This is a genomic window from Photorhabdus thracensis, from assembly GCF_001010285.1.
In the GTDB taxonomy this organism is placed as follows: domain Bacteria; phylum Pseudomonadota; class Gammaproteobacteria; order Enterobacterales; family Enterobacteriaceae; genus Photorhabdus; species Photorhabdus temperata.
The window spans coordinates 2723606-2737428 of the sequence record NZ_CP011104.1 but is presented as its reverse complement, the minus strand read 5'-3'; the positions used below and the strand labels follow the sequence as shown (position 1 = coordinate 2737428).

General features: G+C 48.8%; 9 protein-coding genes and 1 pseudogene. 9 read left to right on the top strand and 1 reads right to left on the bottom strand.

What is annotated here, in order from left to right; genetic code table 11:
• Position 1 precedes the first annotated feature (1 nt).
• Positions 2–1204, top strand: a complete 1203-nt coding sequence (locus VY86_RS11840) for an IS256 family transposase (protein WP_046974170.1) — start codon at positions 2–4, stop codon at positions 1202–1204.
• A gap of 8 nt (positions 1205–1212) precedes the next feature.
• On the opposite strand, the gene VY86_RS24755 is transcribed toward VY86_RS11840, so the two are convergent.
• On the bottom strand, positions 1213–2574 hold the full coding sequence (locus VY86_RS24755) for a transposase (protein WP_158019948.1): 1362 nt from the start codon (positions 2572–2574) through the stop codon (positions 1213–1215).
• A gap of 191 nt (positions 2575–2765) precedes the next feature.
• Between VY86_RS24755 and VY86_RS11830 the strand changes: the two genes are divergently transcribed.
• The 8 genes and pseudogenes from VY86_RS11830 (at position 2766) to tssJ (ending at position 13823) form a co-directional block, all read left to right on the top strand.
• Positions 2766–3581 (top strand): formylglycine-generating enzyme family protein, encoded by an 816-nt coding sequence (locus VY86_RS11830; RefSeq protein WP_238591459.1) that lies wholly within the window; start codon positions 2766–2768, stop codon positions 3579–3581.
• Between the two features lie 11 nt (positions 3582–3592).
• Positions 3593–4432 (top strand): annotated as a pseudogene (locus VY86_RS26520) (formylglycine-generating enzyme family protein); the annotation flags it as partial.
• Between the two features lie 765 nt (positions 4433–5197).
• Entirely contained in the window at positions 5198–5644 is a 447-nt protein-coding gene (locus tag VY86_RS11820) for a cytochrome c oxidase assembly factor Coa1 family protein (protein ID WP_046975078.1), read from the top strand.
• A gap of 287 nt (positions 5645–5931) precedes the next feature.
• Positions 5932–7089, top strand: coding sequence for a Sec62 family protein translocation protein (locus VY86_RS11815; protein WP_046975077.1), 1158 nt, complete (start codon positions 5932–5934; stop codon positions 7087–7089).
• Positions 7080–10403 carry an ImcF-related family protein gene (locus tag VY86_RS11810; protein WP_046975076.1) on the top strand — a complete coding sequence of 1108 codons (3324 nt, stop codon included), beginning with the start codon at positions 7080–7082 and terminating at the stop codon, positions 10401–10403. Before VY86_RS11815 ends, VY86_RS11810 begins: the two co-directional genes overlap by 10 nt.
• Before the next feature lie 102 nt (positions 10404–10505).
• On the top strand, positions 10506–12266 hold the full coding sequence (gene tssF, locus VY86_RS11805) for a type VI secretion system baseplate subunit TssF (RefSeq protein WP_046975075.1): 1761 nt from the start codon (positions 10506–10508) through the stop codon (positions 12264–12266).
• Positions 12230–13306, top strand: coding sequence for a type VI secretion system baseplate subunit TssG (gene tssG, locus VY86_RS11800; protein ID WP_046975074.1), 1077 nt, complete (start codon positions 12230–12232; stop codon positions 13304–13306). Before tssF ends, tssG begins: the two co-directional genes overlap by 37 nt.
• On the top strand, positions 13287–13823 hold the full coding sequence (gene tssJ, locus VY86_RS11795; protein ID WP_046975073.1) for a type VI secretion system lipoprotein TssJ: 537 nt from the start codon (positions 13287–13289) through the stop codon (positions 13821–13823). Before tssG ends, tssJ begins: the two co-directional genes overlap by 20 nt.

Genomic DNA, 13823 nt, shown 5'->3' with positions numbered 1-13823 from the left:
AATGACTCAATCTTTCGATTTCGACAAAGCCCTGAAAGCGCTTCAGGAGGGTCAGGCACTGACCGGTAAGAATGGCATCCTGACCCCATTGATTAAGCAACTTACTGAAGCCGCTCTGGTTGCCGAACTTGACTCCTATCTGGCTAATGACCTTGAGGCCAACCGGAAGAATGGTTCCACCAAAAAGACCATCAAAGCCCCGACCGGTAACTTTGAACTGGCTACACCACGGGATCGTAATGGGACTTTTGAGCCCCAACTGGTTAAGAAGCACCAGACCACGTTATCAGACGAGATAGAGCGGAAGATTATCCGCCTGTTTGCCCTCGGGATGAGCTACACCGATATCAGCCGGGAAATTGAAGACCTGTACGCCTTCAGCGTCTCTAGTGCCACCATCAGCGCTGTGACAGACAAGGTCATTCCCGAGTTAAAACAGTGGCAGCAGCGCCCGCTGGAAGCCATTTATCCCTTTATCTGGCTGGACGCCATCCATTACAAAATCCGTGAGGAGGGTCGTTACGTGAGTAAGGCTGTCTATACCGTACTGGCGCTCAATCTTGAGGGAAAAAAGGAAATCCTTGGGTTGTATCTGTCTGAAAACGAAGGCGCAAACTTCTGGCTATCCGTGCTGACAGACCTGCAAAACCGTGGACTGAAAGATATTCTCATCGCCTGCGTTGATGGCCTGACGGGTTTCCCGGAAGCGATCAACAGCATATACCCGCAAACGGAGGTGCAGCTGTGCGTCATTCACCAGATCCGTAACTCCATCAAATACGTGGCTTCAAAGCACCACAAAGCCTTCATGGCTGATCTGAAACCCGTGTATCGTGCGGTCTCAAAAGACGCAGCAGAAAGCGCGCTGGACGAACTGGATGCGAAATGGAGTCAACAGTATCCGGTAGTCATCCAGAGCTGGCGTCGTAAGTGGGGTAACCTGTCGGGTTATTTCCGCTATCCGGCGGGCATCCGCAAGGTCATTTACACAACCAATGCCATCGAGTCAGTCCACCGTCAGTTCAGGAAACTGACAAAAACTAAAGGGGCGTTCCCGAATGAAAACAGTCTGATGAAACTGCTTTATCTGGGGCTTCTCAATGCACAGGAAAAATGGACAATGCCAATACAGAGCTGGAATCTAACGCTGTCGCAACTCTATATTTACTTTGAAGGGCGTTTGGATAATGTGATAACGTTATAACCGCTCAATTAACGTGACACAGAATTCTGAACGCCCTCTGACAATCCCTTACGCCGAAAGCGTTCCAGTCTCTGAATTCCCCGTAATGCCGAAAATACCGGTTCTACCAGGCTCTTCCGTTGACTCAATATCTGTTTTGACTCCGGTCGGGCCATATGCAAACGAAGTGTCTCCCGCTCTTCATCTTCCGGATAACGTTTTATTTTTCTTCCTCCTTTAGCCTTTGTGCAGCCCGCTTTCTGCGGGCATCCGGCACAATTGTCAGCGCGATAAACCCGATAGGTCCGCGTTTTTTCAGTGGCTTTCACTGTACTTTGCAGGGACAATTGGTGATGAGCAGGACAAATATAGCAATCTTGCTCAGCATCATAAGTAAATAAGGATTTAGGATAGATTTTTCGGGCACGCTGTCGGTCTGAATTTTCTGTACAAAACAGCCAGATCTGATGTTTCTTCGCCTCAGCAATCACATCGTCATGGAAATAACCGGCATCCAATAACAGCTTTTCCGGGTGACCTCCCGAGATAGTGAGATTCTGCGCCAATAACGCGGCCATCACTTGGGTTTCACTGGAGGGGTCGACCGTTTGAGCGACGATAATACGTCTGTTGTTGACTAAAACAGACGGTTTATAGGAAGTTGAAAATCCCCTTCCCCGCTTGAGTTTCTGGACGACGGCGTCGGGTTCTGTTGGATTGATACGCAGTTGGCTGGCATCCTTCCCTTTTTTTTCGCGATTTTCTTGTCGGCGCCGTAATACGTTGGCTCCCTGTTCCAATTGCTTTATGCGTTTTTCTGTCTGCGCTGTGGCAGGGGTAGCCGTGAGAGTATTTTTTTCACGTGAAATCGCTTCCTGAGTTAAAAGGTGGTAATGAGAACAGGCCGCCTCTATCACTGTCCCGTCACCGGCCAGGCACGAGCCGTCCGAACGACTGCGGTGCAAAATGGATAAGGTCAGTGCCTTAAAAAACGGTCCCGTCAGGACGGATTGGTGCTGATAAATAAAACGCCCAAGACTGGCATGATCGGGCGTAATTCCCTGGCTGACAAAAATACAGCCTAAATCTAAACGCGCAAGTCGTTCAAGTTCTCTGAGCGAGCAGTGTCCTTTCATGATCCCATAAAGCAGGATCCCCATCATGGAGCGTGGAGAATAAGGGGCTCTCCCTGTCGAAGCATAATGGCGTTCAAAGGGGCCCCAATCTTGCTCATCAAGAATGTCAGCAACAATAAATGCGCAACGCTCCCCCATTTGCCTGAGATAATCAGAAAGGGAAAGGGAGCCATCCAATACAGGTAAGTGCTGAGCTTTGACAAACTGACGTTTGGTGTAAGCAGACGGTTCCCGTTTTCGAATGAATAAGGTCATAAAAGAGCTGCGCCTAAAGGAAGAGCGCAGATTTTAATGGATAACATGACCTTTTGCGACACCCTCAATAAACAGGGGGTAGCAAAATCGTGAAAAGCATATTCTGTTATCCCTTAGTAGCAGGCTTGGTATTACTAACACTGTCGGGCTGTAAAGATAAAAATAAAGTTCAGGCAGAACCGCAGGCTTTGGTGAAAGAAGCATTGGCGGAAATGGTACCAGTGGAAGGTAGCAGTTTTATGATGGGGGATTTTGGCCGTCGGGTAGGAGAGCACTTGCCTTATAGTTTTGATATGGATAACAAGCCGGAACATAAGGTGACGTTGGACAGTTTTAAAATCGCAAAATATAAGGTGACTTGGGGGCAGTTTAATCGTTATCGGGCTATTCTGGGGTTACCGAAAACGGCAATTTATAAAAACTTAAAGTCTTCAGATCCTGACTATGAATTTCTGGACCGTAGTACTGGAGATAACTATCCGGCTTCAGTGAGTTGGCAGGAGGCTAAAGATTACTGCCAGTGGTTGGGTAAAATGAGTGGAGAGATCGTAGATTTGCCAACAGAAGCACAATGGGAATATGCGGCTCGTAGTCGTGGTCAATTATTTATTTTTGCCAACAGTAACAATGTGTATGAACCAGGGAAAAATTTTACCGATGATTTTCGTCCGGTCGGCTCATATTTACCTAATCCGTTAGGATTGTATGACATGATGGGTAATGGCACAGATTGGGTTAATGATTGGTATGCTGCTGATTACTATCAGCACTCGCCAGAACATAATCCACAAGGCCCTGAAAAAGGAGAAAAAAAAGTAATCAGAGGCCAAATGGGAGCTGATATATGGGGGAATCATGTTATTAATCGTGGCAAAGTAGCTTTAAATTACTTTGAAAAACATTACCCACCGGGATACGGCTTTCGCTGCGTAGTCAATTTTCTTAAAGCCAAAAACGCTAATTTAGATTTAAAAAATTCCCACAACAACGAGGAAATATTGAAATGATAAAACGAACGATGTGTTATCCCATAATAGCTGGGCTGGCATTGCTGACACTGGTGGGTTGTAAAGGTGAAAAGAAAATTCAGCCAGAACCGCAGACACTGGTGAAAGAAGCATTGGCGGAAATGGTACCTGTGGAAGGGGGTAGCTTTATGATGGGCGATTTTGGCCCGCAGATGGGTAAACACATTCCCCTCACCCCGGATCAGGATAACAAACCAGAGCATAAGGTGACTCTGGACAGTTTTAGCATCGCTAAATACAAAGTGACATGGGGCCAGCTTAACCGCTATCGGGCAATTTTGGGGAAGCCGAAATCAGAAGCGTATAACAGTTTGAAAGGCAACTCTGGCGAGTATTTTGCCCGGATTACGGGAGATAACTATCCTGCTTCGGTGGAATGGCAAGAGGCTAAGGATTATTGCCAGTGGTTGGGTAAAGTCAGTGGTGAGCCGGTGGATTTACCGACAGAAGCGCAATGGGAGTATGCAGCGCGTAGTCGTGGTCAGTTATTTATCTTTGCGAACAATAATAACCGTCTTGAATTGGGCAAGAATTTTACAGATGGTTTTAGCCCGGTAGGTTCTTATCCGCCGAATCCTCTGGGGTTGTATGACATGATGGGGAATGGTCAGGATTGGGTTAATGACTGGTATGCTGCTGACTATTATCAGAATTCACCAGAGCGTAATCCCCAAGGGCCTGAGCATGGTGATAAAAAGGTAATGAGGGGCATAGCTGGCAAAGATGAATCTCTTAGCACAACAGTGACAAGGGGCAATACATCTTCTGACGTTTTTAAAAATGGCGGTCATTACCTTCCTGGCTATGGTTTTCGCTGTGTCATTAATCGTCCAGAAGTTAAAAAGTTAACACCAGACTTAATAAGCATTCGCAGCAATAAAGAAGCGCGGGTGGAACTGATGGAAAAAATCAATGCCAGCCAAGGCGATATGTTGAAGTCTATGCCATTAGAAACTAAAGGGGAGGTAATTGCCGTTCTGATTGATTCTAACCTCTGGCGGGAAGTGGTAAACCCGGTGAATCATGACGAGCAGAAGTGTGGGGAAGGTTCTGTACTCAATGAGCGTAAGCGAGCAGTGTTGGCGGCGTTAAAATGGATACAGTCAAAGCGTGATTATGAAAATGTGATGCAACATGTGGAAATAATTCCGACGGCTGATGGGGAAAAGAATTGGCAGATCAATGAAGCGAAAGTTATTGCCTTTTTAAGCAAAGGTGAAACGTCGGTAAATTATGGGCGCAGTGATAATTTTATTCCTTTTGCCGCTAAGGTTACGATCCAATCGAGCCATTATGCTGAGAATTTACGGAAAATTTATCGTTCACTACCTATTGTTCAGGCAAATGCCAATGAACCATTGAAACCGGTGAATGCGGCGTTATTAAGTAGCTGTCCACAAGTTGTGGTTGAACAACATGGTTGGCAGACGGTAAATTTAGGTACTAAACGGTCTGCGTAGTTATAGAAAATAGCAATCATTTATCTGAACAATGATATTTGTACTTATATTCGAATCTTAGTAATAAGTTAGCATTTATCATCAAAAAATGTTTTTAACATGGCATTCTGCCATAATAGATAAGGTATTAAAGATATGAAGATAAAAAAAGAGTGGTCTCTGACTGATAATGAATCCATGACGGGTACGCCTTCTCTTGTTGGAAAACACCGTTGGTTGGCAGGAAAATGGAAATGGGTTATTCTTTGCATGATGCCTATTATCATCGGCGGTGTATTCGCTATAATCATTCATTCAATGAAATCCTCGGAGCCTTATGAAAAAGCGTTATCATTGGCGCAATCCAGTTCTGTGGTAAAGAATATATTAGGGCAGCCTATTGAGGTGGGCTGGTTTGTTTCTGGTAGTATCAGTAATAGCGAAGCGGCATTGGAAATACCCATTAAAGGAAATCGCTCCGGCGCTACAGTGTATGTTGATGCTGAGAAGCATTCAGGTCATTGGCGATATAAGGAGATTTCTGTTCAGCCCGATGACGGCAGTAAATTAATAAACCTGCTGAATCCCAGTTTGAATCAATAATACAGGTTCTGCAATGTTGTGGATAACTTTAAAATGCGAAATTAATGATGTGTTGGTAATGGATAACTCCATGAAATAAAGATTATTTTCTTTTGTGGTTTTATTAATGTCTTCATTCGCCTGAGTGTGATTAATATTATCTTGGGATAATGAGACTCATTTCTGCACGATAAAATCGAGAAACTTAGGGTGAATGATATTTTATTCAGTGTAATTAAATATCTTTCTACCCCTTTATGTGTTTGTCAGGTTATCTCAAGTGTACTACATGTTTCAATGAGGTAAATATGGGTTGGAATAAACCTGTTATAACCATGCAACAAGAGCCTGTCCCTCCCGTATTATGGCGTTGGCTGGTTTCATTGATTGCTATTGTTGGCATCTGTATTGCCGGCTATCTGCTATGGTCTGAATTTATCAGGCAGTCCCTGTGGTGGATGATCTTTGGCGTTGTCGGCTTGATATGGCTTACCGCATTTGGGCTGCGTTTATATCTCTTTGGTTACTGGCTGGAGATGTATCGTCTTTGGCATAAAGAGGGCCAACATGTTGAGAAAGAATGGCAATCTTGGGCGGGCCGATATATGTCAGTGTTATACAGTTGCGTATTTTTGCCGGAGAATATTACCGCTGCCACCATAGTACAGGAAGAATCGAAAATTGAAGTTCAATATGGCAAGCGAAAAGTCATAGATTATTTTTCATGGTCAGAAGATAAATGGCGTGACTCAATGCAGATATTATTGCATAGTGTGGAAAAAACTATTTCGGATATACTGCCGGATAAGTTAATCTGTGCAACCGTTATCACTAATTGTGTTGAGCAGGAATATGAAAAATTAGAGAGTGTGCTGAAGGAAAGCTGGCAGTCGGTTTTTCCTTCTGGTAAGCCGTTATCTCAGTTAAATATATCGCCTCATTTGTCTGCAATGCATATTGATAATTGGTTAAAAGAAACCACCAGTGAAGTGCAATTATTGATATTGATGCAAATTGAAAGCAATGAACAGTTTTCAGAAGGTCTAGCTGTATTTCTTATCGCAACAGATGATTTGACGAAAAAATTTAATCTGGCTGAGAAAGCCAGAATATACCGGCCTATGGAAATTTATTCAGAAGATTTTGAACAAGAATTCCAAATCTTTATCAGTACCCAATTACCCGCCAAAATGGCGACAGACATGATAGGGGATAATGGCAGTATGCATTCATATTTCTCACAAATAATGTCTGTGATCCAAAAACAGAATGCAGCATTAAAGCTGGAACATATTGAGAATATCGAAAGGTTTATAGGTGTACCCGGTCCCGGCGCTTATTGGTTGACGACTGGATTGGCTATTGATCTATCTCAATATAATTCAGGAAGTTATTTAGTTTTGTCAAAAAATGAATGTAACTGGGTGATAAATACCGTTCAGACATTGGAGGAGCAATGGAAATAATCGGTAATAAATGGACCAGAGCCGGTAATGCATTGCTATTTATCGTCATTGCTTCTGTACTGGCATTTTGTATCTGGTTTTATGGTGAAAAAGTCGGATTGGATGAAAATTATAAAAAAACGTTTGCCTGGGGATTGGCTGTTTTGATCTTGGGTGTACTTCATCTTGCACCGATAATCGCCGGAATCTATCGACAGGAATATATTAGAAGGACAATCGAACAAGAAGGGCTGTATCCAGCCAAGGAAAAGCGTTTAAAAATTCATTCCTCTGAAGATGAGTATGTTGAGGTTATCAATTTTCATCTTAACCAGTGTTATGGCCGTTTCTGGCGTCGCAAAGTGCGCATATTGCTGGTGATGGGCGAACCGGAACAGGCAGAGGCGATTGCACCGGGATTAACGACTCAACACTGGCTGGAAGGCCATGACACCGTTTTGCTGTGGGGCGGAAGCCCGCAGGCCGAACCCGATGGTGTGCAGTTGAAAGCTCTGCGTAAGTTGCGCCGCCGTCGTCCGTTGGATGGCGTGGTGTGGGTGATGACGGAGGCGCAACTCAGCCAGCGGCCTCAGATGGAGACCGCATTGCGGATGTTGCAGAAGCAGGGCCGGCAGCTTGGCTGGCAGGCGCCGGTGTATGTGTGGAATGTGCGGCACAGCAACTGGGAGCAGCGTGACCGCCCGACGCAGACGATTGGGTGTTTATTGCCCGAAGAATGTACGCCGCAGGTGCTTGAGCAGTGCCTGAATCAGTTGCCGCCGCAACTGACCGCTCGAGGAATTGGGCAGGCGTTAGCGGAGAACCGGCATGATTTCTTGTTGCGACTGGCGCAGCACATGTTGACGGGCGGAGTGGAGCTCTGGGTTCGTCATCTGAGTCCGCTGTTAACCCGGCAACCGATATGGCTGGCGGGGGTGATGTTCAGTTTACCGCTGGCGGTGCCGCCGGGGATGACGGAGCATGGCTGGTGGGCTGATGCCAGTTGGGATGGGATACGGGAAGATGTCCGTCGCGTCCGGGGGCAAGTTGTCGGTTTCCCGTGGGAAAAAAGCGCCCAATGGGGCTTGATTGTGTTGACGGTCCTGTGGGGGGTGGGCAGTGTGACGTCATTTTTCGCTAACCGCCACCAGATAACCCTGAGCCGTGAGCGGGTCAGTCAGGCCAGTGATATGCACCGCCCGTTATCGACCCATCTGCTGAGTCAACATGCCCTGCAACGGGAGATTGACCGGTTACTGTACCGTACAGAAGAGGGCGTTCCCTGGTACAGCCGCTTCGGTCTGAATCAGAACGCGGCGCAGCTTAGGGCCCTGTGGCCGGTTTATCAGCGCAATAATACGCGGCTTATGCGTGACGAGGCCGCCCGGCGTTTGCACCAGCGTTTGGTTGCCTGGGTCAATTTGCCGTCTGACAGCCCACAGCGCCGTAAGTTGAGTCAACGGGCATACCATCAATTAAAAGCCTATCTGATGATGGCCCAGCCGGAAAAAGCCGATGCGGATTTTATGAGCCGGATACTGATGGCGGAGTGGCCGCACCGTGAAGGGGTTACCGATGGCTTATGGCAAAACACCGGGGCGTCACTGCTGGCGTTTTATGCCCGGAATTTGCCGCAACACCCGGAGTGGAAAATCCCGGTGGATAGGCCACTGGTCAGCGAGGTGCGTCAGATACTGCTGAATCAGCTGGGGCAGCGCAATGCCGACGCGACGCTCTACCAGAAAGTGTTGCAGCAGGTCGCCCACAGTTACGGTGATTTGCGGCTGGAACAGATGACCGGAGAGACGGATGCCGGGCAGTTATTTACTGCAACCGGTGTCGTGCCGGGGATGTTTACCCGTCAGGCCTGGGAAGGGCAGGTCCGGAAAGCGATAGACGCGGTGGCGGCTTCCCGGCGGGAAGACATTGACTGGGTTTTAAGCGACGGGCATCAGCCGGTATCGGATAGGGTTTCACCGGCGGCCTTAAAGGCACGTCTGACGGAACGTTACTTCACGGATTTTTCGGGCGCCTGGCTGAACTTCCTCAACAGTTTGCGTTGGCATAAAGCGCATACGCTTTCCGACACCATCGACCAGTTAACCCTGATGGCTGATGTGCGCCAGTCCCCGCTGATTGCGCTGATGAACACATTAGCTTATCAGGGCGAAACCGGGCAGCAGGACCCGGCCTTATCGGATTCGTTAGTTAAATCAGCGCAAAACCTGTTCCGGAAAAATAATGCTCTGGAGATTGAGCCGCAGGGCGGTCCACCGGGGCCGATGGACAAGACCTTTGGCCCGTTGCTGGCGTTGATGGGGAAAAGCCGCTCGCAAGGAATGATGACGACGGACAGCGCCCTCAGCCTGCAAACCTTCCTGACGCGAGTGACCCGTGTGCGTCTCAAATTGCAACAAATTGCCAATACCGATGACCCGCAGGAAAAGATGCAGGCGCTGGCGCAGACGGTATTTCAGGGCAAAAGTGTTGACCTGACCGATACCCAGGAATATGGCAGTTTGATGGCCGCCAGTCTCGGTGCGGAGTGGAGCGGTTTTGGTCAGACGGTGTTTGCGCAGCCGTTAACGCAGGCGTGGCAGACAGTGCTGCAACCGGCGCAGGCGAGTCTTAATGCGCAGTGGCAGGATGCGGTGGTGTCGGACTGGCGAGCCGCTTTTAGTGGGCGTTACCCGTTTGCGGCGGCTGAGGATGAGGCTTCCCTGCCGATGCTGGGGCAGTTTATTCAGGCGGATTCCGGGCGGATAGAGCAGTTTTTGCATCGTCAGTTAGCGGGCCTGTTGCATAAAGAAGGGAAACGTTGGGTGGCGGATAACGCAGACAGCCAGGGATTGCATTTTAATCCGGCATTTCTGACGGCGATTAATCAACTGAGCCAGTTATCGGATGGGGTGTTTGCGAATGGCGGTCAGGGGCTGCGGTTTGAACTGCGGGCGAAACCGGAGCGGGATGTGGCGGAAACCGACCTGACGATAGACGGCCAGACGCTGCGTTATTTTAACCAAATGGAAAGCTGGCAACGTTTACGCTGGCCGGGTGACAGAGATAACCCCGGTGTGGTGCTGACGTGGACGGGGGTGAACACCGGGGCGAGGCTGTTTGGCGACTATCCTGGCGACTGGGGGTTAATCCGCTGGCTGGAGCAGGCGCAAGTGAAAGCGCTGGAGAAAAGCCGTTACCGTCTGACGTTTACCACACCGGAGGGGGTGCCTCTGAGCTGGGTTTTACGTACTGAACAGGATACGGGGCCGATGGCATTGCTGAAACTGAAAGGGTTCCAGTTGCCGGCGGAGATATTCAGCGTCAAGGGAGAATAAAACCGGTGGCAATAATGACCTTAATGAACTGTTTTGTCCCTTTACGACGTATTTATTCTGAACCGGCAACGGTATTTTTGTCACAACCATGAGAGTCATAATATGGATGATCCTATTCTCCGCTATTACGAGGCGGAAATGCACTATCTGCGTGAGGCAGGTAAAGAGTTTGCACAGGCACACCCGGATCGGGCGGCGATGCTGAATCTGGACGACGGGCGGGATTGCGATCCTTATGTCGAGCGGTTACTTGAAGGCTTTGCTTTTCTGATGGGGCGGATGCGTCAGAAGCTTGACGATGATCTGCCGGAATTGACGGAAGGGTTGGTTAGCCTGCTATGGCCGCATTATATGCGGACGATCCCTTCTCTTTCCATTGTTGAGCTGGCCCCTGATTATCAGAGTCTCCAGAGAAGTGAAAATATGCCCAAAGGGTTTGAGGTGGTATCCCAGCCCGTAGGGGCTGGTCGGACCCGCTGCTATTACCGTACCACCCGTGATATGCGTATTACGCCGTTACATATCACTGCCGCCACGGTGCAAAATGAAGCTGATGGGCGTTCAGTGATCCGTCTGCGCTTCGACTGTGGTCGGTTGGCGGAGTGGGATAAAGTCGATTTGGCGCGACTGCCCCTGTATCTCAAGGCGGATAGTCCGGTGAGTTCTGCTTTGCATTTGGCGTTGACCCGACAAACCCAGCACATTTATCTGCGTCTACCGGAGATGGCGCGTTGCCGTTTTGAGGGTTATTTTTCACCCATGGGTTTTGATAGTGATGATGTCCTGTGGCCGAAAGGGGGAAGTGCGTTCAGTGGTTATCAACTGTTGCTGGAATATTTTACTTTCCGTGAAAAGTTTATGTTTGTGGCCCTCAACGGCCTGGACACGCTGAACATCCCTGATGGTACGCCGTGGTTTGAACTGGACATCGTACTGAGTGAACTGTGGCCGTATCAGTTGACGTTTGCGGCGGAAAATATCCGTTTGCATTGTGTCCCGGTGATCAACTTGTTTAGTGTTGAAGCGGATCCGATGCACATTTCACCGATGCAAAATGAGTATTTGTTGCGCCCGATGCGCATTCAGGACGGTCATACTGAAATTTACTCGGTGGATGAGGTGTTCTCTTTCAGACGGGGTGAGGAGCAACATTTTGTGCCGTTTAGCAGTTTCCGCCATCGGGGCGGCATCATGCGCCAGACCGCACCGGAGCGTTACTACCACACCCGAGTCTCTCCCGGCCCTTCCGGTTTGCATGATACCTGGCTGATCCTTGGCGGTGAATCGTTTGAAAATGATCCGGATATTGATGATGAAATGTTGTCGTTGCGTATCACAGGCACCAATGGTCAGTTGCCCCGTGAGGCACTGCGTAATGCGCAATTTGAACAGACATTACAAGCTTCCGGGGGCAAATTGTCGGTGAAAAACTTGTGTTCACCGACGCTGCCCTGTTACCCCCCGGCGAATGATCGTTTCCACTGGCGAATATTGAGCCATCTCGGTTCCAACTTTCTGAGCATGATGGATAATCCGGAAATATTGCGTGGGACGTTGGGGCTGTATAACTGGACAGATGATGAGATGAATTACCGCCGTCTGGATGCCATTATCGGGGTTAAACATACCTTGATTCAGCGTTTTGAAAAGGGCTTTCTGTTGCGGGGGGTTGATATTGAAATCACTCTTAACAGTAACGGCTTCACCGGCGATGGCGATATTTTTCTATTTGGTGAAATGCTTAACCGTTTCTTTGCGCTGTATGCCGATATTCATCTGTTTACCCAGTTGACTCTACTTCTTCAACCTTCAGAGAAATGTTTACGATGGAAAGAAAATCACAATCAGCGTATTCCCGGCTAGTGCAGCGGCTGGCGCCGAATATTTACGGTTTTAACTTCTATCGCTTCTGTCAGTTGCTGGAAAGCCGGCGGGATGAGCGTCCGCCTTTGGGCAGTACGATTTCGCCTGCTGATGATCCCATCCGTTTTCGGCCCTATCCGGGGATGGAATTTCCCGCCAGTGAATTGAGACATGTGGAATGGGATGAGGCGCAGCCGGAGCAGCCACCGACCGTGCGTACCACGTTTCTCGGCCTGTACGGTGTGGATTCACCGTTGCCGACGGCTTATCTGAATGATATCGCTCAGCAGCGTGAAGGCTATGAGAGCGTGATAGATTTTTTGGATATTTTTAACCATCGGATGATGACCCAGTATTACCGTATCTGGCGTAAATACTCTTATCCGGCGACTTATCAGCCAGGGGGGAGAGACAAGACATCACAATATCTGCTTGGGCTGATTGGCCTGGGCATACCGGGCAGTCAGCAGCATATCGCCACACCCGTTTCCCGCTTTCTGGCCCTGATTGGCACGATGCGGTTGCCAACCCGGACAGCCGAAGGGGTGATTGATTTGGTGGAATTGTTGGCCCCCCTGACGCAGGCACGGATCATTCCACATGATCGTAAGCTGGTATGGCTAACCCGACCGACCCGGTTGAGCCGACATCATTCAGTAACGCTTTCTCAGCGTCCGGTGTTGGGTAAAGTGGGGACAGATATTAGCAGCCAAATGAGGCTTCATCTTTATACTGAAGATACTGATGAAGCTCAGGGTTGGTTGCCGCAAGGGGAATTGCATACCGATCTACTGGCGTTGCTGCGTGTTTATCTGGGTTGGCGTTGCAGTGTGCGGTTACAGCTCACTTTGCCTAAACGGATATTACCGCCGGCGCAATTGGGGAAGCAGCGTGTCCGATTAGGTCGTACCGGGGTACTCGGTTTGAAGCCGGGAGCACAGATTATTTCAGGGATGGTCACGATTAATCTGGGATGCTATCAGGGGCTATTGCCTGGTTATCAGTATAGGAAGGCCGAAAATGGCGGTTATCAATTTTAAATCAGTCATCATGGGCGGTATGGTATGGCTAGTGGCTGCGGGGTTAACCGGGTGTGGTCTGACGCAGACGCTATCCGACAGTACTGCCGCCGTGACTGAATCCCTTTTCTATAAGCAGGTGAAGACACTGCATCTGGATTTCAATGCCCGCAGTGCGCTTAACACCAATAGTGCACAAATTCCACTGAGTACGGTGGTGCGTGTTTATCAACTCAAGGACAATAAAGCCTTTGAGCAAGCCAGTTATGCGGAACTGTTAAAAGGAGATAGTGAGGCGCTTAAAGCGGACTGGCTGGCACAGCGGGATATCAGGGTGGCGCCGCAAGGGAGTGTGGCACTGGATATGCCGATGGAGAAAGCCGCGCGGTTTGTGGCGGTAGTGGGGCTGTTCCATACACCGGATGCGGCCCATAATCACTGGCGGTTGGTGATCAAACGCGATGAACTGGATGCGGATAAACCACGCCCCATCGAGCTGGGTAACGGCACACTTACACTCAACTCTTTGAACGAGTAA

What these genes read in the sequence shown, in the direction of transcription:
- tssF (WP_046975075.1), top strand. Translation starts at nt 10,506, where the DNA reads ATGGATGATCCTATTCTCCGCTATTACGAGGCGGAAATGCACTATCTG.
- VY86_RS11840 (WP_046974170.1), top strand. Translation starts at nt 2, where the DNA reads ATGACTCAATCTTTCGATTTCGACAAAGCCCTGAAAGCGCTTCAGGAG.
- VY86_RS11810 (WP_046975076.1), top strand. Translation starts at nt 7,080, where the DNA reads ATGGAAATAATCGGTAATAAATGGACCAGAGCCGGTAATGCATTGCTA.
- VY86_RS11820 (WP_046975078.1), top strand. Translation starts at nt 5,198, where the DNA reads ATGAAGATAAAAAAAGAGTGGTCTCTGACTGATAATGAATCCATGACG.
- tssJ (WP_046975073.1), top strand. Translation starts at nt 13,287, where the DNA reads ATGGCGGTTATCAATTTTAAATCAGTCATCATGGGCGGTATGGTATGG.
- VY86_RS11815 (WP_046975077.1), top strand. Translation starts at nt 5,932, where the DNA reads ATGGGTTGGAATAAACCTGTTATAACCATGCAACAAGAGCCTGTCCCT.
- tssG (WP_046975074.1), top strand. Translation starts at nt 12,230, where the DNA reads ATGGAAAGAAAATCACAATCAGCGTATTCCCGGCTAGTGCAGCGGCTG.
- VY86_RS24755 (WP_158019948.1), bottom strand. Translation starts at nt 2,574, where the DNA reads ATGACCTTATTCATTCGAAAACGGGAACCGTCTGCTTACACCAAACGT.